Origin of the sequence: Aequorivita iocasae, from assembly GCF_016757735.1 — a bacterium.
GTDB classification, from domain to species: domain Bacteria; phylum Bacteroidota; class Bacteroidia; order Flavobacteriales; family Flavobacteriaceae; genus Aequorivita; species Aequorivita iocasae.
The window spans coordinates 3,205,907-3,232,528 of record NZ_CP068439.1 but is presented as its reverse complement, the minus strand read 5'-3'; the positions used below and the strand labels follow the sequence as shown (position 1 = coordinate 3,232,528).

At 37.9% G+C, this 26,622-nt stretch carries 30 protein-coding genes; 10 read left to right on the top strand and 20 right to left on the bottom strand.

The features are described 5' to 3' along the window. Positions 1–10: 10 nt before the first annotated feature. On the top strand, positions 11–856 hold the full coding sequence (locus JK629_RS14815) for an aminotransferase class IV (RefSeq protein WP_202336380.1): 846 nt from the start codon (positions 11–13) through the stop codon (positions 854–856). On the opposite strand, the gene JK629_RS14810 is transcribed toward JK629_RS14815, so the two are convergent. From JK629_RS14810 to JK629_RS14790, 5 genes are all read right to left on the bottom strand, one after another. Continuing rightward, positions 853–1,413 carry a YqgE/AlgH family protein gene (locus tag JK629_RS14810; RefSeq protein WP_202336379.1) on the bottom strand — a complete coding sequence of 187 codons (561 nt, stop codon included), beginning with the start codon at positions 1,411–1,413 and terminating at the stop codon, positions 853–855. The genes JK629_RS14815 and JK629_RS14810 overlap by 4 nt on opposite strands. 205 nt (positions 1,414–1,618) lie before the next feature. Next, complete coding sequence (locus JK629_RS14805; protein ID WP_202336378.1) at positions 1,619–1,891, bottom strand: HU family DNA-binding protein; 273 nt, start codon at positions 1,889–1,891, stop codon at positions 1,619–1,621. A gap of 181 nt (positions 1,892–2,072) precedes the next feature. After that, positions 2,073–3,023, bottom strand: coding sequence for a methionyl-tRNA formyltransferase (gene fmt / locus JK629_RS14800; protein ID WP_202336377.1), 951 nt, complete (start codon positions 3,021–3,023; stop codon positions 2,073–2,075). Between the two features lie 4 nt (positions 3,024–3,027). Continuing rightward, positions 3,028–4,926, bottom strand: coding sequence for a RecQ family ATP-dependent DNA helicase (locus tag JK629_RS14795; RefSeq protein WP_202336376.1), 1,899 nt, complete (start codon positions 4,924–4,926; stop codon positions 3,028–3,030). Beyond that, positions 4,923–5,468 carry an AAA family ATPase gene (locus JK629_RS14790; RefSeq protein ID WP_202336375.1) on the bottom strand — a complete coding sequence of 182 codons (546 nt, stop codon included), beginning with the start codon at positions 5,466–5,468 and terminating at the stop codon, positions 4,923–4,925. Before JK629_RS14790 ends, JK629_RS14795 begins: the two co-directional genes overlap by 4 nt. Positions 5,469–5,550: 82 nt before the next feature. Between JK629_RS14790 and JK629_RS14785 the strand changes: the two genes are divergently transcribed. From JK629_RS14785 to murA, 3 genes are all read left to right on the top strand, one after another. Further along, a complete protein-coding gene (locus tag JK629_RS14785) occupies positions 5,551–5,841 on the top strand; it encodes a DUF493 family protein (RefSeq protein ID WP_202336374.1) in 291 nt (96 codons plus the stop codon). A 75-nt stretch (positions 5,842–5,916) separates the two neighbouring features. Beyond that, positions 5,917–6,570, top strand: coding sequence for a DUF4290 domain-containing protein (locus JK629_RS14780; protein WP_202336373.1), 654 nt, complete (start codon positions 5,917–5,919; stop codon positions 6,568–6,570). A 17-nt stretch (positions 6,571–6,587) separates the two neighbouring features. Continuing rightward, positions 6,588–7,901, top strand: a complete 1,314-nt coding sequence (gene murA / locus JK629_RS14775; RefSeq protein ID WP_202336372.1) for a UDP-N-acetylglucosamine 1-carboxyvinyltransferase — start codon at positions 6,588–6,590, stop codon at positions 7,899–7,901. Between the two features lie 3 nt (positions 7,902–7,904). On the opposite strand, the gene JK629_RS14770 is transcribed toward murA, so the two are convergent. The 5 genes from JK629_RS14770 to JK629_RS14750 all read right to left on the bottom strand — a co-directional run bounded on the left by JK629_RS14770 (position 7,905) and on the right by JK629_RS14750 (position 11,411). Continuing rightward, the gene (locus JK629_RS14770) at positions 7,905–8,492 is read right to left on the bottom strand and encodes a hypothetical protein (RefSeq protein ID WP_202336371.1); all 588 of its coding nucleotides are present in this window, start codon (positions 8,490–8,492) and stop codon (positions 7,905–7,907) included. 77 nt (positions 8,493–8,569) lie between these two features. Next, entirely contained in the window at positions 8,570–8,851 is a 282-nt protein-coding gene (locus tag JK629_RS14765) for a (4Fe-4S)-binding protein (RefSeq protein ID WP_237460061.1), read from the bottom strand. A gap of 79 nt (positions 8,852–8,930) precedes the next feature. Beyond that, complete coding sequence (locus JK629_RS14760; protein WP_202336370.1) at positions 8,931–10,235, bottom strand: cryptochrome/photolyase family protein; 1,305 nt, start codon at positions 10,233–10,235, stop codon at positions 8,931–8,933. Position 10,236: 1 nt separating this feature from the next. Next, positions 10,237–10,932: an SDR family NAD(P)-dependent oxidoreductase gene (locus JK629_RS14755; protein WP_202336369.1), complete on the bottom strand. Its 696-nt coding sequence runs from the start codon at positions 10,930–10,932 to the stop codon at positions 10,237–10,239. Positions 10,933–10,949: 17 nt separating this feature from the next. After that, positions 10,950–11,411 (bottom strand): SRPBCC family protein, encoded by a 462-nt coding sequence (locus JK629_RS14750; protein WP_202336368.1) that lies wholly within the window; start codon positions 11,409–11,411, stop codon positions 10,950–10,952. 335 nt (positions 11,412–11,746) lie between these two features. On the opposite strand from JK629_RS14750, the gene JK629_RS14745 reads away from it, so the two are divergent. Beyond that, positions 11,747–12,592: a DUF2911 domain-containing protein gene (locus JK629_RS14745; protein WP_202336367.1), complete on the top strand. Its 846-nt coding sequence runs from the start codon at positions 11,747–11,749 to the stop codon at positions 12,590–12,592. Between the two features lie 57 nt (positions 12,593–12,649). On the opposite strand, the gene JK629_RS14740 is transcribed toward JK629_RS14745, so the two are convergent. The 7 genes from JK629_RS14740 to JK629_RS14710 form a co-directional block, all read right to left on the bottom strand. Further along, entirely contained in the window at positions 12,650–13,093 is a 444-nt protein-coding gene (locus tag JK629_RS14740; RefSeq protein ID WP_202336366.1) for a sensor of ECF-type sigma factor, read from the bottom strand. Next, positions 13,093–13,590, bottom strand: a complete 498-nt coding sequence (locus JK629_RS14735) for a hypothetical protein (protein ID WP_202336365.1) — start codon at positions 13,588–13,590, stop codon at positions 13,093–13,095. Before JK629_RS14735 ends, JK629_RS14740 begins: the two co-directional genes overlap by 1 nt. Before the next feature lie 24 nt (positions 13,591–13,614). Continuing rightward, on the bottom strand, positions 13,615–14,169 hold the full coding sequence (locus tag JK629_RS14730; protein WP_202336364.1) for an RNA polymerase sigma factor: 555 nt from the start codon (positions 14,167–14,169) through the stop codon (positions 13,615–13,617). A 72-nt stretch (positions 14,170–14,241) separates the two neighbouring features. After that, entirely contained in the window at positions 14,242–16,068 is a 1,827-nt protein-coding gene (locus tag JK629_RS14725) for an ABC transporter ATP-binding protein (RefSeq protein WP_202336363.1), read from the bottom strand. Further along, on the bottom strand, positions 16,068–17,783 hold the full coding sequence (locus JK629_RS14720; RefSeq protein ID WP_202336362.1) for a phospho-sugar mutase: 1,716 nt from the start codon (positions 17,781–17,783) through the stop codon (positions 16,068–16,070). The genes JK629_RS14725 and JK629_RS14720 overlap by 1 nt, the downstream gene beginning before the upstream one ends. Before the next feature lie 39 nt (positions 17,784–17,822). Beyond that, entirely contained in the window at positions 17,823–18,776 is a 954-nt protein-coding gene (locus tag JK629_RS14715) for a glycosyltransferase family 2 protein (protein WP_202336361.1), read from the bottom strand. A gap of 3 nt (positions 18,777–18,779) precedes the next feature. Beyond that, entirely contained in the window at positions 18,780–19,322 is a 543-nt protein-coding gene (locus JK629_RS14710; protein ID WP_202336360.1) for a DUF4199 domain-containing protein, read from the bottom strand. A gap of 186 nt (positions 19,323–19,508) precedes the next feature. Between JK629_RS14710 and JK629_RS14705 the strand changes: the two genes are divergently transcribed. Both JK629_RS14705 and JK629_RS14700 read left to right on the top strand, forming a co-directional pair. Continuing rightward, positions 19,509–19,790, top strand: coding sequence for a type B 50S ribosomal protein L31 (locus JK629_RS14705; RefSeq protein ID WP_202336359.1), 282 nt, complete (start codon positions 19,509–19,511; stop codon positions 19,788–19,790). A gap of 89 nt (positions 19,791–19,879) precedes the next feature. Then, positions 19,880–21,055 (top strand): GlmU family protein, encoded by a 1,176-nt coding sequence (locus JK629_RS14700; RefSeq protein WP_202336358.1) that lies wholly within the window; start codon positions 19,880–19,882, stop codon positions 21,053–21,055. Here the strand turns inward: JK629_RS14700 and JK629_RS14695 are convergent. Further along, positions 21,052–21,306 carry a hypothetical protein gene (locus JK629_RS14695; protein ID WP_202336357.1) on the bottom strand — a complete coding sequence of 85 codons (255 nt, stop codon included), beginning with the start codon at positions 21,304–21,306 and terminating at the stop codon, positions 21,052–21,054. The two genes, JK629_RS14700 and JK629_RS14695, sit on opposite strands and share 4 nt — an antisense overlap. Positions 21,307–21,369: 63 nt before the next feature. After that, on the bottom strand, positions 21,370–23,004 hold the full coding sequence (locus tag JK629_RS14690) for an ABC transporter substrate-binding protein (RefSeq protein ID WP_202336356.1): 1,635 nt from the start codon (positions 23,002–23,004) through the stop codon (positions 21,370–21,372). Positions 23,005–23,071: 67 nt separating this feature from the next. Between JK629_RS14690 and mtaB the strand changes: the two genes are divergently transcribed. After that, positions 23,072–24,403 carry a tRNA (N(6)-L-threonylcarbamoyladenosine(37)-C(2))-methylthiotransferase MtaB gene (gene mtaB, locus JK629_RS14685; protein ID WP_202336355.1) on the top strand — a complete coding sequence of 444 codons (1,332 nt, stop codon included), beginning with the start codon at positions 23,072–23,074 and terminating at the stop codon, positions 24,401–24,403. Here the strand turns inward: mtaB and JK629_RS14680 are convergent. Beyond that, a complete protein-coding gene (locus JK629_RS14680) occupies positions 24,400–24,699 on the bottom strand; it encodes a GNAT family N-acetyltransferase (protein WP_062620971.1) in 300 nt (99 codons plus the stop codon). The genes mtaB and JK629_RS14680 overlap by 4 nt on opposite strands. A 245-nt stretch (positions 24,700–24,944) precedes the next feature. Here JK629_RS14680 and JK629_RS14675 point away from each other — a divergent pair, with 245 nt between their 5' ends. Continuing rightward, positions 24,945–25,598: an alpha/beta fold hydrolase gene (locus JK629_RS14675; RefSeq protein WP_202336354.1), complete on the top strand. Its 654-nt coding sequence runs from the start codon at positions 24,945–24,947 to the stop codon at positions 25,596–25,598. 67 nt (positions 25,599–25,665) lie between these two features. Continuing rightward, entirely contained in the window at positions 25,666–26,586 is a 921-nt protein-coding gene (locus JK629_RS14670; RefSeq protein WP_202336353.1) for a lytic transglycosylase domain-containing protein, read from the top strand. Positions 26,587–26,622 lie beyond the last annotated feature (36 nt).

Here is a 26,622-nt window from a genome sequence, read left to right as displayed (position 1 = left end):
CGGTTTTTTTATGGTAAATTTAAACGGAACGTTAATAACTGCCGCTAAGGCATCAGTGGCTATAGATAATAGAGGGTTAAACTACGGCGATGCCGTTTTTGAAACCGTGCGCTTTTCTTCAGGAAAAATATGTTTTTGGGAAGACCATTATTTTCGGTTGATGGCGTCCATGCGAATTCTGCGAATGGAAATTCCCATGAATTTTACGATGGAATTTTTAGAGGAAGAACTATTGCGGACCATCAATTCTTCACAGAACCACAAGAATTCATTTCGTATAAAGCTACTTGTTTGGAGGCAAACCGGGGGAAAGTATACCCCAAAAACCAATGACGTGCAATATGTTATTTCTTGTGAAAAACTTAAAACTCCATTTTATGAGTTAAACGAAGCAAATTGTGAAATTGAACTTTTTAAAGACCATTACATTAATTCGGGCTTATTGTCAACGTTGAAGACAAACAATAGGCTAATAAATATCTTGGGAAGTATTTACGCCAAAGAAAACGATTACGAAAACTGTCTATTGCTGAATGAAAACAAGCAAATTGTTGAGGCGCTGAACGGAAATATTTTTATAGTCTTAGGCAATAAAATTAAAACTCCGCCACTTACGGATGGTTGTTTAAACGGAATTATTCGCAAACAGCTTATCGCTATCATAAAATTAATCCCAGATTTTTCACTTGAGGAAGCCTCCATTTCGCCTTTTGAACTACAAAAAGCAGATGAATTTTTTATCACAAATACCATTCAGGGAATTGTTCCGGTAACAAAATATAGAAAAAAGGAATTTGTAAAGGAAACAGCGAAGGTATTACTGCAAAAGCTGAATTTAAAGGCTAGAATGGGTTAATTAAAACTTGGGTTTTCGGGAGCGTTGGACCACAAAATGTAATCTCCCCCAAACTCAATCATTTTTTCTTTCCAAAAATTAATATTCGTTTTGCCGATAATTGCATTATTGTAATTATTGGGGACTACCACCCAACTGTTTACTTCCAGTTCCTGCTCCAATTGCTCACTTTCCCAACCTGAATAACCGAGAAAGAAACGTATCTGGTTTTTATTCAATTTGTCGTCTTTTAATAAATCGATTATGGCGCTAAAATCACCACCCCAATAAATACCATTAGAAATTTCAATACTATCTGGAATAATCTCTGGAATGCAATGGATAAAATATAAATTATCCTGCTCAACAGGGCCGCCATTAAAAACGGGAAGTTTGGAATTTATCTCTGGCACAAAGTCTCGAAGCTTGTACGGCAAGGGTTTGTTGAGAATAAAACCCACAGACCCACTTTCATTATACTCTGCCAAAAGCACCACAGAACGATTAAAGGAAACGTCTCCAATAATAGAAGGTTCTGCGACCAATAAAAGTCCTTTGGCTGGTTTTAAGGTGGTCATAAAGTTTTTTTGGTAAATTAAATCTAAGTAATAATTTTAGAATTACCAAAAAATTACTGAATTGATGATTTGCGTCAGTTTTTTTTAATAAAGTGCAACAAAATCTACTGAATTATAAAGCGCTTACTATCAATAAGATTAAAAAAAGCCCTTCTTTTCAAATGAATGAAAGGAAGGACCTAAAATGTTGTAAAATATTTTACAATTAGTTTACGCTGTTTTGTAAATCTGAACCAGCTTTGAATTTAACTACTTTTTTAGCAGCAATTTTAATGGTTTTACCAGTTTGAGGGTTTCTACCTTCTCTAGCAGCTCTTTTTGATACTGACCAAGATCCGAATCCTACAAGTGATACTCTGTTACCTTTCTTAAGGGATTTTTGAACGTTGCCCAAGAAAGACTCTAAAGCTTTCTTAGCAGCAGCTTTTGTAATTCCGGCATCAGCTGCCATTGCATCGATTAAATCTGATTTGTTCATAATTTTTTTAAATTAAATTGTTGGTTAAACTTCGATTAATTGCCCTACAAATTTAACAGGAATATCCGTTCAGGCAAGTAACCACGCTGTAAATCACTGTTTTTGTTGATAACTTCGACCGTTTGTTAATAAACATGGTCGTTTTTTTATAGTTTTTAATGAAATCAGTACTGACAAGGGTTTACGATAGCTTGGAATCTTCATCAAAAGAATAACCATTTAAAAGTGAAGAAATCTCCATCTTGCGTTTTCCGGGAAGTTGTATTTCATTAATAATAATGAATCCATCTGCACAGGATACCTTTACCTCTTTTTTGGAAGTTAGAATCCTGCCAGGTTTTAAATTTTGCTCACTTCTCTCAAAGCTTGCGCTATAAATTTTTGTCTTTAATTCTTCATTATTATTATGAAGAATAGTCCACGCAACAGGATAGGGGGAAAGCCCTCGAATAAAAGCATCAATTTCCTCTCCTTTTTTTGTCCAGTCAATGCGCGTGTTTTCTGGAGTGAGTTTTGGTGCTTCTTTCAGATTGCTTGTCTCGGGCTGAGGTACTGGGTTTGCTTTTCCTTTCTCAATCAATTCAAGTGTTTCTAAAACCAGCTTGCTTCCTTTGCCCATTAGTTTATCGTGAAGCGTTTCCGCGGTTTCATTCTCTTCTATAGTTACTTCCTTGTTGGCAATAATGGAACCCGTGTCAATCTTTTCATCAATAAAGAAAGTGGTAACGCCCGTCTTCTCTTCATTATTAATAATGGCCCAATTTATAGGTGCCGCACCTCTATATTGTGGAAGTAGCGATGCGTGAAGATTAAAAGTGCCCAATTCCGGCATCTGCCAAACCACTTTGGGAAGCATTCTAAAAGCTACGACCACCTGAAGATTGGCATTTAATTTTTTTAATTCCTTTATAAATGACGCGTCTTTTAAATTTGTGGGCTGCAATACTTTTAAATTTTGGGAAACAGCATATTCCTTCACTGCAGAGGCCATCAGTTTTCTGCCACGGCCAGCTGGTCTATCTGGTGCTGTGATTACTCCCACAATATTTTTGCCGGCTCCCATCATTTCTTTTAAAACCCCCACTGCAAACTCAGGGGTTCCCATAAATACTATTCTTAAATCGTTCTGCATTTTATCAATTTAAATAATACTGTTTTTTTGGATTGGCACTGATTTTCTCGGTGTCCATAAGTAAACGGAGTACTTTCAGAATATCAGTTTCGGCAAAAGTAAGTTTTTCTGAAATCTCTCGCGAAGTTAATTCCGATTCTTCAAGCAAGGTCAAAATCTGTCCTGCCAATTGTTGCATATCCGTTTTTGAAAATTTTGAAGTTTGCGTTTTGCACACCGAACAAATGCCGCAGTTTGAAGCAGTGGTTTCACCAAAATAGGAAACAAGCTGCACGCTTCGACAGGTTTTTGTATTCGCAATATAATTAAGAACAGAATTAACCTGTGCCTTTTTCTTACGATTTAGCGCTTCTACCTCGCGTGAAATTACGTTAATGGTTTTATCATCTTCTCTCGGAACCAAAAAGGTGAGTGTGGCGTCGGTTATTTGCAGCGCCATTTCCACAACCTGGTCGCGCTCCATCTTTTTTAGGACTGAAATTACGGTTTCAATGGTTTGTCCCGTTTTGGTCACGATTAAATCCAGATTAATAGCTGTGGGCATTTCAAAAATTCCTCCGTATATGCGAAGTATTGTTTTGCCAATGACAGAAACCTTTGTGTCCTGTTCAAAATATTGAAGCACTTTTTCAGAAGAAATCAAAAACTGGACAATGGATTTTCGTCCAAACTCCTGCGAAAGTTGAATAATTCCCAAGCGGTCCAAACTGTTGAGTGCATTGTATGCCAATAGAGTATTCAGGTTGTAAGTTTTGCAAAATTCTGAAAAACCAAAATTGTGTTTTGTGAATTCCCCTTCGCCGTAGGAAATTTGAAAATAATTGCTCAGCGTTCGGTAAATATTTTTCAAATCTGAAGTTGTTGGCAACGATTCCACAAATTGCTGCTTTACATATATTTTGTCGTACTCATTATATAGAAGCACCGCAGCGGCATATTCGCCATCGCGTCCCGCGCGTCCCGCTTCCTGAAAATAACTCTCCAGGCTTTCGGGAATTTGAAGATGGATAACAAAGCGCACATTGGCATGATCAATGCCCATTCCAAAAGCGTTGGTGGCGACCATTGTGGAAACAGTACCGTTGCGCCAGGATTGTAATTTTTGTGCTTTTTCCTTTGCGGAAATTCCCCCGTGATAAAATGTAGCCGAAATGCCTAAACTATGCAGTTGTTCGCTTATTTCAATGGTTCCTTTTCTATTCCGTACGTACACAATTGCAGCACCTTTGTTTGTTTTTAGCAATTGTTCGGTTTTGTAGAGTTTGTCTTCTTCCTTATAAACTTGATAGGATAGATTTTCGCGAACGAAGGAATTTCTGAAAACCGCCGGAAACTCCATTTTTAATTCTGAAATGGTATCTTCCAAAACTTCGGGTGTTGCTGTAGCGGTAAGTGCTATGATGGGAACTAAGGGATGTATTTCCCGAAGCAAGGTAATGTTTTTGTAGGCCGGCCGAAAATCATTTCCCCATTGCGAAATACAGTGTGCTTCATCAACTGCGATTAAATTCACGTTCATCTGCTTGATGTAATTCTGGACTATTTCCTGCTGAAGTCGTTCTGGAGAGAGGTAAAGGAATTTATAGTTTCCGTAAAGCGCGTTGTCCAAAAGTGTGTTCAGTTCTTCAAAAGAAATTCCGCCAGTTAATTTAAGCGCCTTTATTCCGCGCTCCTTCAATGCATTTACCTGATCGCCCATCAATGCCACTAAAGGTGAAACAACTATACAAAGGCCATCAGTTGCTAAAGCAGGAACTTGAAAACACAACGATTTTCCGCCGCCTGTGGGTAAAAGTGCCACAGTATCCTTCCCGTCAATTACAGACTCGATTATTTCTTCCTGCATTGGTTTGAAGGAAGTATAACCCCAGTATTTGGTTAGGATGTCGCGGACATTTATCAAGGCGTATTTTTAAGGTGATTCAGAATATTTTCAACTCTATCTTTAATAGTGCCCACGGGTACTTCGTGAATTTTATAGCCATAATTTTCATAACCTTTTTTAAGGAAATTAAATATCTTCTCGGCCTGTTCAAAGGATTCGTAACGCTCGTTGTCCTGTTCATATATTTCTTCCCAGGGGGGGAGAACAAATATTTCATCATATCTGTACTTCTTGCAAGTTTCACAAAAGTTTTCTGGATAATGGGTAGCCACAAAGTCCATATAGGCTGTGACGTCAGGCATACCGCGGTCATAAAATAGGATGGGGGCTGTAAATTTTTTTCCTTCGTGAAATTGCTTCAACCTGCCTTCCAGTAATTTTTCACTGAATAGAATAGGGTTCTCCAAAAACAATTGTTCAATCCCTTCCTTTTGTGCTTCAAGAATTACATCCCTTGAAATTTCGTGCATTACTGGATAACCTTCTTTTTCCAAATAATTAATAAGTGCCGTTTTTCCTGAGCCGGGCCCGCCGGTAATTACAATTCTTTTCGTGTCCAAAAGTTTCAATTTTCTACAAAGTAAGTAAATAAATATTTGTGGTGAAAGTGTATCTTTGTTACCCACAGAGCAAAATAATTTCATGGATCAAGAAAAAAATACTGAAGAATTTTACGATAGATTAAAAAAACAACTTGAAGAAGATACCACCTGGCCTTCCCCTTATCTGTTTAAGTTTATAGTACCCGCCAGCTTGGAAAAAATAGCGGAAATAGAAGCTATTTTTGACGGTACCGACGCCGAAATAACAACCCGCGATTCATCAAAAGGAACCTATTCCAGCATTTCAATAAAAGTTACGATGGATTCACCCGATGACGTCGTAAAAAAATATCTTGAAGTTTCCAAGGTTGAAGGTGTTATTTCACTTTAATTTTTAGTATTTTGCGAGCGAAATGATTTTCAATCTTTCCGAATACACAAATATTCTTCCCTTAATTAAAACATTTTGATACAAGAAGTAGCACAAATAGAATATAATACAGAGCGCCCAAAATTGATTATTCCTGAGTACGGCCGCCACATCCAAAAAATGGTAGACCACGCCATCGCCACCGAAGACAAAGAAGAGCGCAATAAAATTGCCAAAAGCATAATAGCGGTTATGGGCAACCTTAACCCGCACCTTCGCGATGTGCCAGACTTTCAACCGATGCTTTGGGACCAACTTTTTATAATTTCAGATTTTAAACTTGATGTAGATTCTCCTTTCCCAATTCCTTCCCGTGAAGAATTGATGGAAAGGCCAGAACCTTTAAGCTATCCGCAAAACCATCCTAAATATCGTTTTTATGGAAACAATATAAAGCGGATGATTGATGTGGCAAACAGTTGGGAGGATGGCGATAAAAAAGAGGGACTTATCCTTACCATTGCCAATCACATGAAAAAGTGTTTTCTAAACTGGAACAAGGACACAGTAGAGGACGAGGTTATCTTTGAACATCTTTTTGAACTTTCCGGCGGTAAGATAAATCTTAAGAACAGCGATGAAGATCTGAGCAACGCTTCCGATTTGATGAAAAATAAAAAGCGTTTCAACACCAACTCTTCCAACAAGAAAAATTACAAATCAAATAACCGCAACCGCAAGCGTTATTAAAATTTCAACCATTATCTATGGGAACTTTCCAAATAGAGGGCGGGCATAAACTAAAGGGCGAAATAACGCCTCAGGGTGCCAAAAACGAAGCCTTACAAATTCTTTGTGCAGTATTGTTAACGCCTGAGAAGGTAATCATTGAAAATATTCCGGATATTCTGGACGTTAATAAACTCATAAAAATTCTAGAAAATCTTGGGGTTAAAATTCAGAAATTGGCAAAAGGTAAATATGCCTTTATCGCTGATGAAATTAATCTGGAATATTTAGAATCAGAACTTTTTAAGCAGGAGGGAAGCTCCCTTCGCGGCTCCATTATGATTGTAGGTCCTTTGTTGGCCAGATTTGGAAAAGGATACATTCCGCGTCCCGGAGGCGATAAAATTGGCAGAAGAAGACTCGACACCCACTTTGAAGGTTTTATAAATCTTGGAGCTAAGTTTCGCTACAATAAGGAAGAACGATTCTATGGCGTGGAAGCCCCAAAAGGTTTAAAGGGCACTTATATGCTTTTAGACCAGGCTTCGGTTACTGGAACGGCCAATATTATTATGGCTGCCGTTTTAGCCAAAGGCACCACCACCATTTATAACGCAGCATGCGAGCCGTACATCCAGCAGCTTTGTAAAATGCTGAACGCCATGGGCGCTAATATTTCAGGCGTTGGCTCGAATTTATTGGTGATTGAAGGTGTAAAAAGCCTTGGTGGCTGTACACACCGTATTCTGCCAGATATGATTGAAATTGGTAGCTGGATTGGCCTTGCGGCAATGACGCAAAGTGAAATAACCATTAAAAATGTAAGTTGGGAAAACTTAGGATTGATTCCTGAAACCTTTAGAAAACTCGGAATTAAACTGAACAAAAAAGGAGATGATATTCACATTCCATCTCAAAAAGAGTACGAAATACAAGGCTATATCGACGGGTCCATACTAACGGTTGCCGATGCGCCGTGGCCTGGCTTTACCCCAGATTTGTTGAGTATTGTACTAGTAGTTTGTACCCAAGCAAAGGGTAGCGTGCTTATTCACCAAAAAATGTTTGAAAGCCGTCTGTTCTTTGTAGATAAACTGATAGATATGGGTGCCAAAATCATTCTTTGCGATCCGCACCGGGCAACTGTAATCGGCCATAACTTTCAATCAAACCTGAAAGCTACAACTATGGTTTCACCAGATATTCGAGCGGGAATTTCACTTTTGATTGCAGCGCTATCTGCACAAGGCACAAGTACCATCCACAATATTGAACAGATAGATCGTGGTTATGAGAATATTGATGAAAGACTTAGAGCCATTGGCGCAAAAATTACGCGTTCAGAGGCATAAATATTAAGCCTTTCGGTTTTTGTTAATCTCGTCCTGAAGTTTTCTGCGAAGTTTCTGTTCACGTTCCAAACTGTTTCTTCGGTAATCTTCCAACTCAATTTCCATCTCTGCCATTTTAAGTTGTGCAGCGTTGGTAATTTTGTGGCTGTTTAGAAACCTATAGAATAAAAAGCCGCTAATCAATAATAAAATAAAGATAATACTCCACATAATAGTATTATAAGTGGCTTTTGAAGTGAGAATGCCAAAAATTTCAATTCCGTCTTCCTTTTCTTTGGAAATTTCAAGATTTTGCTTTGTATTTACCAAATTTTGACGTAGGGAATCAACTTCATTTTTTTTCTCCCGCAATTCAATTTCCTGAGTGCTTATTTTCTTTTCCAAAGAAGAAACTGAATCAAGAATATTTCGTTTTAATGTAGCGAGCTGGTTCTTTTTGATGACTTTATATTCCTGATAACTGTTGCTTTTATCAAAAGCATCTGTCATTTGCTCGTTGAGTGTATTTTTTCGAACTTGGATAGAGTCCTGGGCTGTCGCGCAGAGCGTGAATAGAAATAGGGGAAGGGTTATAACTAAAATCTTCTTCATGTTTTCGGGTTTGTTTGCAATGCTTTAATTAACAGTGCAAGAGTAGAAAAATTGTACGCAACCACCCAAATTTTATTTCACATTACAAAATCTTTAACAAACTCCCTCGATTTTATTTTGGTACATGATAATGCTCCTGAAGGACATTTTTTTACTTGTGACATAATTTTTTTTGTACTGGCGCCATCTAAATCTATCCATGGAATCACTGAAGTTTTGAAAACTTCGGAAAGACCTTTGGCACAGGCTTCTGAATGAATGCACCGGGTGGGTTCATATGTTATGATAACTTCACCATTACTATATACGTGTTTGTAGGTTTCCATTACTTTACAATTTGGGGTTTTTGTAAAATCCATTATTAAAACATCGACAAAACTACATATTTTATCGATATAATACACAAAATAGGAATAATCGCACAAAATTTAACAATTTTTAAGAAACTGCTGACTTGTAGACTTTCAAACATCTTTCACGGGCATCCTTGTGGTTTACCATTTTTTCTGGATAGCTTGAAGTGCCGAATTCTGGAACGTATTTTTTGATGTACTTGTAGTCTTTATCAAATTTTTCAATCTGTGTGGTGGGATTGAAAATCCTAAAATAGGGCGCTGCGTCTACCCCGCTGCCCGCTGCCCATTGCCAATTACCCACATTGCTGGACATTTCATAATCTAATAGTTTTTCAGCAAAATAGGCCTCGCCCCAGCGCCAATCTAATAAAAGATGTTTGCACAAAAAACTGGCCGCAACCATTCGAACCCGGTTGTGCATATAGCCTGTTTCATTAAGCTGGCGCATTCCTGCATCAACTAATGGGTAACCTGTTTTACCTTCTTTCCATCTTTTGAATTCTTCTTCATTGTTTCTCCATTCAATACGGTCATATTTCTTTTTAAAGGCATTTTCTACCGTTTCCGGAAAATGCCAAAGAATCTGCATAAAGAATTCACGCCAAATAAGTTCCTGCCAAAACACTTCGTTTCTTTCTGCAGTTGCTTTTTTAATCATTTTGCGAATACTTACCGTACCGAAACGAAGGTGCGGCCCCAAATGCGAAGTGGCATCTTCTGCGGGAAAATTTCGTCTCTTTTCATATTCCTGAATAGTCGTGGGGGTTACATCATATTCTGGAATTTCAATTTTAGATTTTTTAAAACCAATATCACTTAGTGATAGATTTGACAATCGTGAATTTTGGTACAGATTATTTAAAAATTCATTTGTGTAATAAATCTTTTCCACATATTCCTTTTTAAACTTTGCTTTCCAAGTTTTCATATAAGGTGTATAGACAATGTATGGATCGCCATCATCTTTAACTACTTCATCCTTTTCAAAAATAACCTGATCCTTATAAGTGTAAAAACCTATTTCTTTTTCTGTAAGTAGCTTTTCAATAGTTGCATCACGCTTCTTTGCATAAGGTTCGTAGTCGTGATTGGTAATTACGTTTTGCACTTCAAATTCTGAAATTACTTTTTTGAAAATAGCTTCTGGTTTGCCGTGGTATATTGCAATGCTGCTTCCCTGCTTCTGCAATTCATTGCGCATTTTTTGGAGCGTTTCGAAAATAAAAGTAACACGGGCATCGTCTTTGGGAAGCTCGTTGAGTATTTCTGTATCAAATATAAATAGAGGAAGTACCGGAAATTTTCCGTGAAGTGCTTTGTAAAAGCCCACATTGTCATCGAGTCGAAGGTCTCGTCGGAACCAAAATATATTTACTTTTTCTGCCAAATTAATTTACGTTTAAGGTTGAAAGTCCGCCATCTACCCCAAAAATTTGACCCGTAATCCATTTTGATTCATCATTTAGTAGAAATGTTGCCATTGCAGCAATATCTTCAGTGTTGCCTACTTTTTTCAGTGGGTGACGCTCCGCCATCTTTTCTTTTTTTGCATCGTTATTCAAAAGTTTTGAAGTCAAAGGCGAATCGGTTAATGATGGTGCAATTACGTTCACTCGAAAGTTTGGGGCGTATTCCGCGGCAAGAGCTTTTGCAAATCCTTCAATAGCACCTTTTGCTGCAGCCACGCTGGTATGGAAAGGCATCCCTATCTTAACAGCAACGGTGCTGAAAAATAAAAGGCTGGCCTGATCTGAATTTTTCAGATTGGGCAACAAACCGTGAACCACCCGCATAAGCGAGTGGAAATTAAGTTCCATATCTTGGCTAAACGTTTCAGGGCTCATCATTTTAAAAGGTTTGAGGTTAATACTGCCCGGGCAGTATACAAAACCATCAATTCTTTCGGGCAAATCCAATGTTGTAATATCATCCTTCAACGCATCAAAAGAAAAGTGTGTTATGCCCTTTGGAATATCTTCACTGCTTCGTGATGCGATGATCACATTATGATTTTCTTTCAATTTTGCAGCAATAGCAGCTCCAATTCCATAAGAACCACCTATTAATAGTATGTTTTTTTGCATAATTCTTATGTTGTGAATTATAAGGGACCGAAAAGTTCCACCAATTTATTTTTTCGATATTCAAATATTTCGTCGAGTTTGGGTTTCACCAAAAAAGGATGCGCCAATTGGCCCAAAAAACCAAAAGGCAGCTTATAGTGAAGCAAATCCTCCATTTCAATCCCGCCATCAATTTCTTTTATAAAATGTTTATGGTGCCATAGCGCATAAGGCCCAAAGCGTTGCTCATCAACAAAATATTCCTTATCTACAACGTGGGTAATTTCTGTAACCCATTTAGTTTTTATTCCCAGAATTGGGGTGACTAAATATTCAATAATTTGCCCTGCAAACATAGGTCTGTCTGCTCCGGACTGGATATTGAAACCCATATAATCTGGCGTAATTATTTTCAGGTTTTTAGGATCTGATAAGAACCGCCAAGCCTCCTCCTTAGATATGGGCAAATTTTGTTTGGCCTGTAGAGTGTAAATTTTCATTAAAAGCTTATTTTACTTGCTTGAACGAAAGTTTACTGTTCATGCGCAAAAGCCTATAAGTATTTGCTTCTACAGCGCCATTTCGGAAACGAACTTTAAATATTCTTTTTAAAAACTTAAACATGGATTCAATTTTTTTCTTAAAAATAGTTTGTTTTAAGATAGTATAAAAAGATTAAACAAAAAATTAACAGTTGTGCTGTGTTTAAGCTATACTCATTGATTACAGACTTTCTTTTCGCTCAAAAAAAGTAAGATTTTAGGTTTTCCTTAACTATTTAAAAAAAACCAAACAGTAACTTCGTGAAAATTATAATCACCTTAAAACCATTACAATGAAAAAAATTTTTTTACTTTTTTCTGCCTTCATGTTAACATTTGGCATACAGGCACAAATAGAAACCCCCCAACCTAGCCCGTTCCAAAAAATTGAGCAAAAAGTGGGCTTGACAGATGTAACTTTAGAATACTCTAGGCCGTCCATGAAAGGAAGAATTATATACGGGGGCTTGGTTCCTTATGACAAAATGTGGCGTACAGGGGCAAATGCAAATACGAAGATAACCTTTAGCGACGATGTGGAGATAGGAGGTAAAACAGTTAAGGCAGGCAGTTATGCTATTTACACAAAACCAGGAACATCAAACTGGGAGATATACTTTTATGAGGACACTACTAATTGGGGAACTCCTGAAAAATGGGACGATAGTAAAGTTGCTGCACAAGTATCTGCTGCAGCGTACCCGATGCCTATGAATATAGAAACATTTACAATGTCTTTTGATGAGTTGAAAAATGATTCTGCCATGCTGGGATTACTTTGGGAAAAAACCTATGTGGGCGTACCCATTAAATTTGGAACTGACAAAACCGTTTCAGAGAGCATCCAAAGAGTGATGAACGGCCCTTCGGCAAACGATTATTATTCAGCAGCCGTGTATTATTTAGAGGCTGGAAAAGATATAAATCAGGCTAAGGCTTGGATTGATAAGGCAGTTGAAATGAACAAAGAGCCCAAGTTTTGGCAGTTGCGACAAAAGTCTTTAATCTACGCAAAAGCGGGAGATAAAAAAGGCGCTATTGAAGCCGCAAAAAAATCGATAGAACTTGCAAAGGCAGCAGGTAATGATGATTATGTGGCTTTAAATCAAAAGTCATTAAAAGAATGGGGCGCAATGTAATTTAATAATTTAAATAATAGAAAAAGCCCCAGCATGCCGGGGCTTTTTCTATTTTGGTTACTTGGGACCTTTTTCGCCTTTGCTGCCACGGTAGCGTTCTAAAAGTTCCCGCTTAAAATCGTCTTCCGTTTTTTTGAGAATAATTATTTTTTTGGGTGAAAGTACTTTTCTCAGTTCCACAGTCATTTGCTTACGTAATTCCAGTTCACTGGATTCAATGGAAAGATTCTTGTCTATTAATTCATTGGCTTCGGTCTCGGTAAGATTTTCAAGTCCATCTCTCAACTTTTTAAAAATTTCAGTTCGCTCTTTTTTCCGAAGCTCGTGAAATTTATCATCGTATTTATTATAAATAGGCCAGAACTTTTCTGCCTCAGCAGAGGTGAGCGAAAGTTTTTCAGTAATATAAGCTGTTTTCCAAGCCTTTATTTTTTCGTGTTTTCCATCTTGTGCCTGCATGGTTGCTGCCAAAAGGAAAAGTAGCATGACTAATTTATTCATTACTCATCAATTAAGGTTTCTGTATCAATAATTTCAAAAAGATATTCTTTTAGTGAACTGTCGGTAAAATACTTGGCGTCCAAATCTATGTTGGCAATGTCTTCATTTTCTATATATGAAGTCACGTCGTAAAGGTCTAGGTTTAAGTTACCCTCTTCAATATAGGTGTCAATAGCTGCCAATTGAAGCGAATCAAGCGTGGATGTATTGTTTTTTGTATTGAAAAGTGTAAAGCCAATAACCAAAGAAGCGGCAATAGCGGCGGCATACCCAAAATATTTCCGAGGGAAAAGTGGGATTACTTTTTTTGGTTTTTCTGACGATGAAATTTCTTTTAAAATTCTTGCATCGAAGTTTTCAAAATACTGCTTCGGTATTTTAAATCCTGTGCTTTTGGGGAAGTTTTCTTCAGCCATTTTAACGAAAAGGCGCTCCTCAAAAGTTTCAAAATAATTTTTGGGGGTTTTAAAAGTAGGTATGTTTTTATTTTTTTCCATTATTTAACTCTGACTTTAAAAACCTCAAAGAGTTTCATCGTGATTTTTTATGAATTCGGTAATTTTCTTTACGGCTATGTGGTAGCTGCTTTTTAAACCGCCCACAGAGGTTTCCAGTATTTCTGAAAGTTCCTCAAAGGTGTGGTCTTCAAAATACTTCATCGTAAAAATCAACCGTTGTTTTTCTGGGAGGGTTGCAATTGCTTTCTGAAACTCCAGTTGCAATTGGTCTCCTTCAAAATAGACATCTGTTTCCAGTTTGCGCACCGCATTGTCTTTCACATTGTCTATTGATACATTGTTGCGGCGTGCCTTTTTGTTCAGAAAGGTAATGGATTCATTGGCGGCAATGCGGTACATCCACGTGTGCAACTTGCTTTCACCTTTAAACGATTTAATATTTCTGAAAATTTTTATAAAGGTGTTTTGAAGCACATCATCTGCATCATCATGATCCAAGACCATATTCCTGATTTGCCAATAGAGTCGCTCTTTATACTGCGCCACCAGTTCCCGAAACGCAGCCTCTTTGGCCCCATCGGTCTGCAATGCCGTTACCAGTTCTTGTTCTTCAACCATTGTTTGCGCAATCGGTTATATGACGGAAATATTTCGGAAAGGTTTAATTTGTTACGGAATTTTTAATTTCCGTTACGCCAAAGACTGCATTTCCACCAAACTGTAATACACGCCTTTTTTCTCCAAAAGCTCTTGGTGCTTGCCCTGTTCTACGATCTTTCCTTTGGAAAGCACCACAATATTATCGGCATTTTGAATGGTAGAAAGCCTATGGGCAATGACGATGGAAGTTCTGTTTTTCATCATTTTCTCCAACGCATCCTGCACCAAACGTTCGCTCTCGGTATCCAAAGCCGAAGTTGCCTCGTCCAAAATCATAATCGGCGGATTTTTCAAAACGGCGCGGGCGATGCTCAATCGCTGTTTTTGGCCGCCACTCAGTTTGTTGCCGCTATCGCCTATATTGGTTTCAAAACCTTCGGGCAAATCTTTTATGAATTCATAGGAATTACTTATTTCCGCAGCTTCCATCAATTCAGCTTCGGAAGCATTGGGTTTTCCAAGCTTTAAGTTATTAGCAACGGAGTCATTAAAAAGAATGGAATCCTGTGAAACAATACCCATTAAGCCGCGAAGGGATTTTTTTGAAATATTTTTTATATCCACGCCGTCAATTTCAATGCTTCCCTGGTTCACATCGTAAAAACGGGTAAGCAAATTCGCAATTGTACTTTTTCCACTCCCAGATTGGCCCACAAGCGCAACGGTTTTTCCCTTTGGAATTTCAAGTGAAAAATCCTTTAACACGTATTGGTCTTCATATTTAAAGGAAATATTTTTGATTGAAATAACTCCATCAAAACCTTCCTTTTGCACAGGATTTTTAATATCTACAATAGTATTTTCAGCTTCTAACAATTCCAAAATCCGGTGTGCGGAACCATCAGCGCGTTTAAGGGAATAACTAGCCTTTGCAATAGCCTTAGCGGGGGTTAGAATATTATAGGCCAACATAATATAGCCAATGAAGAAACTGGCCTCCAGTGTTCTATCAACAAAAACCAAATAACCGCCATACACCAAAAGAACGCCAATGGTAATGATTCCCAACAGCTCACTTAACGGTGAAGCAAGGTTTTGTCGGTTCAATACTGAATTTGAATATTTATAAAATCGTTCATTACTGTCCTCAAATTTTTTCTGAAAGAGGTTTTCTGCATGAAAAGCTTTAATAATGCGCAGACCGCCCATGGTCTCTTCCAGAATGGAAAGAAACACCCCTTGTTCCTGTTGCACTTTTAAAGAGCCTTTTTTAAGTGATTTTCCCACTTTAGAAATTAAAAAACCGGAAATAGGTAGAAAAAGAAATACAAATAATGTAAGTTTTGCACTAATGAAAAGCATTGTAACTAAAGAAAAGATAATGGTCAACGGCTCACGAACAATCATTTCCAAGACCGAAAGCACCGAATTTTTTACTTCGTCTACGTCACCGCTAAGTCGGGAAATAGTATCTCCTTTTCGCTTTTCGGAATAGAACGCCAGAGGAAACTGTATTACCTTGCTGTAAAGATCGTTCCGAAGATCCTTCAATACTCCGTTCCGAAGAAAGGTTGAGTAGAACATCGCCAAATAATTGCTTAAGTTCTTCAACAAAAACAAAGCGATTATAATCCCAACCATGTACATCAAAATCTTGAACTCCCCGTATTTGTTGATGTTTTCAATTATAAAGTAATTTAGGTATTCCTGTGAAAAATCTTTTACGTTTGATATTCCTTTATAAACCGGCCGTGGCCCAAGCGTGCGCTGGTCGCTAAAGATAATTTCCAAAACAGGGATGAGCGCCACAAACGAAAGCGTACTGAACAAAGCATACAGCACGTTAAAAAAGATATTTAAAAAAGCAAATCTTTTATAAGGATACGCGTAGCGCAGTATTTTTCTGAAATAATTCATTAACTCACGTTTAGTTGTGCGGCAATAGCGTCTATTTTTTTCTGAAGTATTTCTTCAAAATTATCCTTTTCGGAAGTATTCACGCTAATGTAGAACTTTATTTTCGGTTCGGTGCCGCTAGGCCGCGCTGCAATTTTGCTGCCGTCTTCAGTATAATAGATTAAAACGTTGCTTTTTGGCAGGTTTAATGACAAAGTTTCTTGTTTTGTGAAATCTGTAGTTTCGTTTTTTGAAACATCGTCCATTCTAATTACTTTACTGCCTGCAATTTCCTTAAAAGGATTCTCACGAAGTGTTTTCATAATCGCTGAAATTTCCTCAGCACCTTTTTTCCCTTTTTTTGTAATTGAAATAAGATGTTCACGGTAATTTCCGTAAGTGTCGTAAATTTCGTTTAAATACTGGAACATGTTGCTGCCAGCATGTTTTTTCTGCGCGGCAATCTCGCAGGCGAGTAGGGTGGCGGTAACGGCATCTTTATCACGAACAAAATCGCCCACCAAATAACCGAAGCTTTCTTCGCCTCCGCCAATAAACTCAAGTTCGGGATGGTCCTTTATCATTTTGGCAATCCACTTAAAGCCCGTGAGCCCTTCCATATATTTTACGTTGAAATGTTCCGCAACTTTTTCAACCATTGGTGTTGAAACAATTGTGGAAGCCACAAACTGCTTTCCGTTCAATTTTCCAGCTTTTTTCCATTGTTCCAATAAAAAGTGCGTCATCAAAACCATAGTTTGGTTTCCGTTGAGCAACACCATTTCGTTTTTATCATTACGAACGGCAATACCCAAACGATCACAATCGGGGTCGGTACCAATTACGATATCTGCATTTTCTTTTTCTGCAAGTTCCAAAGCCATTTTTAAAGCTGCAGGCTCTTCCGGGTTGGGAGATTTTACCGTTGGAAAATCGCCGTTCGGTTCAGCCTGTGCTTCAACAATGGAAACATTTTTATAGCCCGCTTGTTCCAAAACCTTCGGAATCATTGTAATTGACGTTCCGTGAAGCGAAGTAAAAACAATTTTCAAATGGTCTTTCGCTTCTTGTGAACTATTAAAAGTACCGTTTTCAACTGAAGCTTTTGCAAATGCTTCGTCAACTTCCGAATCTATAAATTGGATTAAATTTTCGTTCGCTTCAAATTTTATGTCTTCGTATTTCAGTGAATTTATTTCCGCAATTATTTTGCCGTCTTGCGGTGGAACAAGCTGTCCGCCATCCTTCCAATACACTTTATAGCCGTTGTATTCGGGTGGATTGTGCGAAGCCGTTAAAACAATTCCAGCTTGGCAATCTAAATATTTTACTGCGAAGGAAAGCTCGGGAGTGGGCCTTAATTCTGAAAAAAGAAAAACTTTTATACCGTTTGCCGAAAAGACATCGGCTACAATTTTTGCAAATTCCTTGCTGTTGTGGCGACAATCATAGGCGATTGCGACCTTAATTTCTTTATTTGGAAATTGTTTTTTTAAATAATTTGAAAGCCCTTGGGTGTTTTTTCCTAAAGTATATTTATTGATTCGGTTGTCGCCAAGCCCCATGATGCCTCGCATACCACCGGTACCGAACTCTAGGTTTTTATAAAAGCTGTCTTCCAATCCCTCGGGATCATAAGCAATCATTTCTTTGATGTCGTGCTGGGTTTTTTCGTCGAAAAAGGGAGTGAGCCACTGGTTAACGCGGTCTAAAATTTTCGGATCTACGTAAATCATTCGCTTAATTTAAAGTGCAAAAATAACGAATCTGAATGGTTAATCGTGGAAGTTTCGTTGTTCTTTAATAATGTAGTTTCGGGAATCCTTTTTGCTTCTCAGGATCAATTCTCCTAAAAATCCGGCGAGGAAAAGTTGCGTTCCCAAAATCATCGCAGTAAGTGCAATGTAAAATTGCGGACGCTCTGTGATAAGTCTTCCGAAGGGATTTAAAAACAGTTTGTCAATTCCCAAGTAAAGCGCCAAAAAGAAACCTATTATCAGCATTAATGCCCCCCAAGCGCCAAAAAGGTGCATGGGTCTTTTGCCGAAACGCGACAAAAACCAAATGGTAATCAAGTCCAAAAACCCGCGGATAAAACGTTCGGCGCCAAACTTGGTGGTTCCGTATTTTCGGGCCTGGTGCAAAACAGGTTTTTCTGAAATTCTGCTGAAACCAGCATTTTTAGCCAATACTGGAATGTAGCGGTGCATTTCGCCAGTAACCTCTATGGTTTTTACAACATCTTTTTTATAAGCTTTCAACCCACAATTAAAGTCGTGCAGTTTTACCCCAGATGTTTTTCGGGCTGCGTAATTGAACAATTTGGAAGGCATATTTTTGCTGAGCACTGAATCATATCGTTTCTTTTTCCAGCCCGAAACAAGGTCGAAACCTTCTTCGGTAATCATTTTATAGAGTTCGGGAATTTCCTCGGGATTGTCCTGCAAATCGGCATCCATCGTAATAATGACGTCGCCTTTTGCCATTGCAAAGCCCGCGTGCAAGGCTTGCGATTTTCCGTAGTTCTTCTGAAAACGAATTCCTTTAACCTCAGAATTTTCAAGGGATAATTTTTCAATTATATTCCAGGATTCATCGGTACTGCCATCGTCAATAAAGATGAGCTCGTATAAAAAACCATTGGATTGCATAACATCTGCAATCCAACGGTACAATTCATTTAGCGATTCTTCTTCGTTCAGAAGAGGTATGACGATGGAAATATTCATTAATTAGTTTAACGGATTTGGATTTTTTGTTTTGAAAATAAGCGCAACGAGTAAACCGATAACACTCATAAACGCAAGGCTAAATACGTAATTTTTGAGCTGTGTGCCAATCGCAAAGTTATCCTGTTCAGCCATTTTTTCCATTTGCTTGTCTATTTCAGCTTGAGGAGTGCCTAGTTTTTGTAAGAATTCAGCGGTCATTTCCAAAGTTTTTTCCTGTAAAAAAGCAGCTAATTCCGGATCGATGATGTTGAATATTAAAATTCCAACGACAGTACTTATCAACAGCCCGATTGCAACAGTAATAAAATACACTGTAAAGGCTTGTTTAAAATTCATTATTCCTCCCAATAATCCCTTTGCTTTGGCAACTGAAACAATTCCCGTAACGATAATTATCAAAAAACTAATAATACCCACCCACCATTTTGTAAAGAGGTCTGGGTTTAGAACATACATAAGCGTGGTCATAAGTGCAAGCACTGCACCTAAAATAAGGCCGTAATTGGCTGCAGTTTTTTTAATTGAAATAGGTTGCGTTTCCATTTTTTAAATGTTTTTTTGGTTCGGTTGGTTAGTAAACAAAGATAGCAAAACGTTACATTTGCAGGCGATTTAGTAACGAATTAAAAAAGTGGATATTTTTGTTGCTAGTTTCCAATTAATACTTAAATTTGCAAACTCAATTCCGAAAGGTCGGAAGAGCGCATTTTAAATTATAATATTAGAGAGATGAAAAAAGGTATCCACCCAGAAAATTATAGAATAGTTGCTTTTAAGGATATGAGCAACGAAGATGTTTTCCTTACTAAATCAACTGCAGATACAAGAGAAACTATCGAGGTTGATGGTGTTGAGTATCCTTTGGTTAAGATGGAAATTTCACGTTCTTCACACCCTTTCTATACTGGAAAAGCAAAACTTATTGATACTGCTGGACGTATTGACAAATTCAAGAACAAATACGACAAGTTTAAAAAACCTGCAGCAAAAGAAGCTAAGGCTGAAGAGTAGTCTTCACTTTTTAGTAAAACATATAAAAGCCTTCGAGAAATCGAGGGCTTTTTTTATTAGCTTTGAATTTAAATTTAGAAGTCTTAAAAATGAATTATATTCTCTTCGACGGTAACGTCCGCAACCAGCTTTTACCTTTCACATTTACCCGCCCCGTGGCTGATATTCGAATAGGTATTTTAACCATTCGCGAAAAATGGGAGCATCTGCTGGGCTTTACTACAACTACGGTTACAGAAGATTATCTTTCCGAAAAATATCCGTTTTTAGAACTTGATAAGAACATATTTATAAATGCTTCCTTTTTGCCTTCGGAGAATTTGGTGAATATCATAAAAGGTTTGACGGAAAACCAAGCCGTTTTTTTTGATGATGAACCTATTGCTTTTTTTACTTCGGAAGGACAGGAAGTAGATTTTGAAACTTTTGATATAATCCAATATGCGCACGATGATGTATTAAGAATAGAACACGCTTGGGATATTTTTTCAAAAAATGGCGAAGCGATAAAACGCGATTTTGAAATGCTTACCAAAGGCCGTGAATCGCAACCCATTCCCGAAGCTGTTTGGACGAGCAATCCTGAGAATATTTTTATTGAAGAAGGGGCCAAATTACCACTTTGTTCATTAAATGCTTCCGATGGCCCTATATATATTGGCAAAGATGCCGAAATTATGGAGGCGTGTGCTGTTCGTGGGCCTTTTGCACTTTGTGAACATTCAACTTTAAAAATGGGCGCAAAAATTTATAGCAATACTACTATTGGGCCACATAGTAAAGTAGGAGGTGAAGTGAACAATTGTGTGATTTTTGGATATTCAAACAAAGGCCACGATGGATTTTTGGGAAATTCAGTGTTGGGCGAATGGTGCAATTTGGGGGCAGATACCAACAATTCCAACCTAAAAAACAATTACGCCGAAGTGCGGCTCTGGGATTACGAAACTGAAGGTTTTGCAAGAACCGGATTACAGTTCTGCGGGCTGATGATGGGCGACCACAGCAAATGTGGCATCAATACCATGTTTAATACTGGAACTGTGGTTGGCGTTAGCGCAAATATCTTCGGAAGCGGTTTTCCACGAAATTTTGTTCCCAGCTTCAGTTGGGGCGGAAGCGGGGGTTTTACAACTTATAAAACCGACAAGGCTTTTGAAGTGGCAAAAGTAGTGATGGGTCGAAGAAATATTGAATTTTCAGAAGTGGACGCCAAGATTTTGGAACATGTTTTTGAGGAAACCGCTAAGTGGCGAAAGGCTTAATAAAAAAATAAAAGATAAACCAGGGCTGCAACAATCACTACCATAACGCTTCCACAGACAATGGTTAGCCGTTTTTGTCGCTCTACTTCTTTTTGACGCAGTTTTTGTTTGAATGCCTCAAATTGTTCGGGGGACATTTTTTTGTAATCGATGATTTTTCCATAGCTACTATTTGAAGGTGTGATGTCCTTTTCAAAGTATTTATCACGTTTTACAAGTTGCTTTGCATTATTGCGAAGCGTTTGTGCCATTGCCAGAGCAGAACCTCCAAATCCATTTTTTACTTTTTTGAAGTTTAAACTGTAATTTACAAATTATTTCGACTTTTTTACGTGTTTCAAAACTAAAAAATTCTGCGGGTTGATCCCGAGACCCGAAACCTTTTTATTTACAAAACGCACGGCCATATCGTAGAACAAAGGCACTACCGGCGCTTCTTCAACAATAATGGAATCCATTTTAGTATAAAGAAGTTTTCGTTCCTCAATTTCTGAAATTGAAAGCGCCTTTTCATAAATGCTGTCAAAAGTAGTATTACGAAAGTGCATATAGTTTGGCCCATCTGGTGCAAAGTTGGGACTGTAAAATAACGATAAATAATTTTCGGCATCTGGATAATCGGCAATCCAGCTAGCGCGAAAAATATCAAGTTCTCCGCTACTTTTCATCTGCCGAAGCGTGGAAGGCGGCATTACATCTATTGTCACGGCAATCCCGAGTTTTTCGAGTTCACGCTGCACATATTCGCACAAATCCAAATACTGACTGTTTGTGCCGATGGTTATCTCTGGATTTTGATCGCCAGTTTCAGCTTTGTATTTTTCAATTAATTGTTTTGCTTTTTCAGGCTGATAGGTGTAACCGTCAATCGCTGCATAACCCGGCAAACCTTTTGGAATGAAGCCGTGAGTGGCTGGAATGCCCATGCCGTTGCGGAGGTAGGTAACCATTTTTTCACGGTCAAAACCATAATTTATTGCCTGCCGCAATGTTTTGCTCTGTATTTCCGGAGTATTTGTACCGAGAAAAAAACCGAGGTATTCCGTATTTAAATACGGTCCCGTAATCATATACGCCAAGTCTTCATACTTTGGTTGCAGTTTTCCGTGAGTGGTTAAAAGTTCATCTTTGTAACTACCGTCCAAACCTGAAATAAAATCAAGCTTTCCCTGTGCAAATTGAAGAAACTCACTCTGTTTATCGGGTAAAAAAGTAATTGAAACGGCATCCAAATAAGGAAGTTTGTTTCCATTTTCATCCCTTTCAAAATAAAGTGGATTTTTTCTGAAAACGAGTTTCACGTTTTCTTCCCACATTTTAAACTGAAACGGCCCTGTGCCCACAGGATTACTTCGGAATTCATTACCATAAAATTCCACAGCCTCCTTTGGTACAACGGAACAATACCTCATAGTAAGCAATCCTAAAAATGCAGGAAAGGGCTGTTTCAGTTGAATTACAAAAGTGGAATCGTTTTCAGCCCAATATTTTTCAACATAATTCATTACCCAACTTCCGGAAGAGGCAACTTTTTCATCGGTCAAACGGTTAAAGCTATACACAAAATCTGACGCATCAACCTTTCGTGTATATCGGGGTGGACTGTGAAGTCCTTTTTGGGCGAACGCTATATTTTGATGAAAATATACATCATTCCGAAGATTAAAAGTATAGGTGTTTGTAGAATCATTGACAGACCAACTTTTTGCAATGTCCTGAATTATATTTAAAGAGTCATCTAATTGCACCAAACCATTGTAAAGTTGGTTATCCGGCCAAATGGCCTGCGGATTTCTTGCAAAAGCAGGATCGAGCGTGGGGATGTTTCCGTGTTCGTTGTAGCGGAAAACAAGGTGGTCATTTTCGGTTTCTTTATTATTTCCACAGGAAAGTAAAAAGAAGAGTACGAAATATGTTGAAATTCTTAAGATTAGATTTTTCAAAGGCATTATCAAGTTTTTTCGGGAACCGATTTAAGTTTGTATTTTTGTGCCCTCATTTGCCAAAAATACAATAATGAACGCATCAAAAAAAGTCGCATTTTACACTTTAGGCTGTAAACTCAACTTCAGTGAAACTTCTACCATTGCACGGAGTTTTGAGGGTGAGGGATTTGACCGTGTTGATTTTTCTGAAAAGGCCGACATTTATGTAATAAATACCTGTAGCGTTACCGAAAATGCCGATAAGCGATTTAAAACTATCGTAAAGCAAGCACAGAAAGTAAATCCCGAAGCTTTTGTTGCAGCCGTTGGCTGTTATGCCCAACTGAAGCCACACGAATTGGCAGATGTGGATGGGGTAGATTTGGTACTTGGAGCTACTGAAAAATTCAAAATAACTGATTATTTAAATGACCTTTCCAAAAATGATTTTGGCGAAGTGCATTCCTGCGAAATAGAAGAGGCTGATTTTTATGTAGGGTCTTACTCCATTGGTGATAGAACCCGTGCATTCTTAAAGGTGCAGGACGGGTGCGATTATAAATGTACGTATTGCACTATTCCATTGGCGCGAGGTATTTCGCGAAGCGATACGTTGGAAAACGTTTTGAAAAATGCGTTTGAAATTTCAAAACAAGGGATAAAGGAAATTGTTTTAACTGGCGTAAATATTGGCGATTACGGAAAAGGAGAGTTCGGAAATAAAAAACATGAGCACACTTTTCTGGAATTGGTAAAAGCCTTGGATGAGGTAGAAGGCATTGAAAGGCTTCGCATTTCTTCAATTGAACCGAATTTGTTAAAAAACGAAACAATAGATTTTGTCTCAAAATCACGAACCTTTGTGCCACATTTTCACATTCCATTACAGAGTGGAAGCAACGAAATTTTAAAATTGATGCGCCGTCGCTACATGCGGGAACTTTATACGGAAAGAGTTTCAAAAATTAGGGAAGTGATGCCACACGCTTGCATTGGCGTTGATGTAATTGTTGGTTTTCCGGGTGAAACGGATGAACGGTTTTTGGAAACGTATCATTTTTTAAACGAACTTAATGTTTCATACTTACACGTTTTCACATACTCTGAAAGAGATAATACGCCAGCCGCTGAGATGGAAGGCGTAGTGCCAATGAAAGTGAGAAATAAGCGCAGCAAAATGCTTCGAGGCCTTTCGGCAAAAAAGAGGAGGGCTTTTTATGAAAGTCAGCTTGGCACAACCCGAACAGTTCTTTTTGAGGGAGAAAACAAAGAAGGGTATATTCACGGTTTTACCGAAAATTACGTAAAGGTAAAAGCTCCGTGGAATCCGGAATTGGTAAATACTTTAGAGCAAATTACACTTACTGAAATTGATGAAGATGGCTTGGTACGGTTTAAGGTTGCTGAAACAGTTTTGGCTTAAATATTAATTCCCACAGGTAGCAGATCTTTGTACTTTCTGCGATTTTTTCGCATAAACCCTGCAATCTCGGGACTGGTGGGAACCAAGCTTATACCTCGGTTTTTCACTTCCTCAAAAACAGCTTTTATGAATATCTCCCTAAAGCCCTGCTCTTCGAGATCTTCGGGCATTTCATATTTTGTTAGGAAAATTTTTCGGTCCTGCAGCGCATATTCAATGCGGGCCATATTGTCGCCAATTTCGAGCTCGAACTGTCTCAAAAATTCGTTGTCGGTAATTTCTACATCTTCAATCATTGGGAGTTATTTTAATTTAAAAGGGATATTTAGAATGCAGTGATATGGAATGTTCATTTTCAAGATACGGAATAGGGTAACTTAAAGTGTTATTATATACGCTACTTTTTGATATTTGGTTTGTTTTCAAAGCAAATTATGACTGAAATTATTCAGTTGTAAAGAAACAGTTTTATAATTCTATCTTTGTACCCGTAAATTTACGAATAATCTTTGGGCTTTGCCATTTTCTTCACAAAAGACTTATGAATTCTATAAAAACACATGTTTACTTTGTTCCAGGTATGGCGGCTGGAAGTGAAATTTTTCGGAATATTAACTTTCCTGAGAGCTATGAAGTCCACATTCTGGAATGGTTGATTCCAGAGAAAAGTGAAAGTTTGGAAGCATATGCCAAAAGAATGGCGCGCCGAATAAAGGAGAAAGATGCGGTCTTGATAGGGGTTTCATTTGGTGGCGTGGTGGTACAGGAAATGAACCAGTTTTTAAAGTTGAGAAAACTTATAATTATTTCCAGTGTAAAATCGAAAAATGAACTGCCTCGACGTATGAAGCTCGCAAGTTTTACAAAGGCTTATAAATTAATCCCCACAAGTTTGGTTTTAAGTGCAGACGATTTGACCAAATATTCCATTGGTCCCAAAACCAAAAAGCGCTTGTCTCTCTATCAGGAATATTTGCACGTTCGCAATAAGCAATATCTGGATTGGGCGCTCGAAAAAATGATAACTTGGGAAAGAAAAGATAAATTAAAAAATGTGATCCACATCCATGGCGATAAGGATATGGTGTTTCCCATAAAATATATTGATGGGTGTGAGGTTATAAAAGGTGGAACGCATATAATGATTTTAAATAAAGGAAGGGAAATTTCGCATAAGCTTTTGGAAATTTTTTAAAAATAATCTATTCTTTGATCAATAAAAAAATTGATGAATTAAGTATCTTTATTGAAAATATGATTTTATGAAAATGATAGGTAAGATAGGGTTGGGAGTAATGATTGTTGTGGTTAGTGCCCTTAGCATTCATGCAGTGCAGGATACCCCCACAGATGCAAATCTTGAAAAGAAATTAGTTAATGATTACAATGTATATGCGTTGCCAATTCCCGAAAAGCTAGATTTCGCAGGTGAACCGGTACCGCTTAATAATCCCGATATTCGGGAGCGTTTTGATAGGGAATTATTGGTAAATACATATTGGCAATCTAATGGATTGCTGCTATTTAAGCGCGCCCATAAATATTTCCCACAGATAGAACCGTTATTGAAAAAATACGGACTGCCGGACGATTTCAAATACCTTGCGGTAGCAGAAAGCGGTTTGGAATACCAAAGTTCTCCAGCTGGAGCTTCAGGAATTTGGCATTTTATGAAAGGAACTGGATTGGAGTATGGCCTAGAAATCAATGATTATGTGGATGAACGCTACAACCTAGAAAAAGCCACGATGGTAGCAGCTGAATATTTAAAAAAATCAAAAGAGAAATTTGGAAGTTGGACTATGGCCGCAGCTTCATATAATGCAGGTGTTGGTGGTATGAATAAGCAGATCGACCGACAGAAAGAAACAAGCTATTACGACTTATTGTTGAATACCGAAACTAGTAGATACGTTTTTAGGATTTTGGCCTTGAAAGAAATCATGAGCAACCCCCAAAAATATGGTTTCAACTTTAGGGAAAAGGATTTGTACACAAATATCCCAACCTACACCGTAAAAGTAGATACGCCGGTAGAGGATTGGTCTGAATGGGTAAAGCCTTACGGAATAAATTATAAAATTTTAAAACTTCACAATCCATGGCTTAGGGACACTTATTTGAAAAATGCTTCGGGGAAGGAATATTTTATCGAAATTCCAGAGAAAGGATATTATCAATAAACAGTATTTTATTGCAATAATCGAAACCCATAAAAG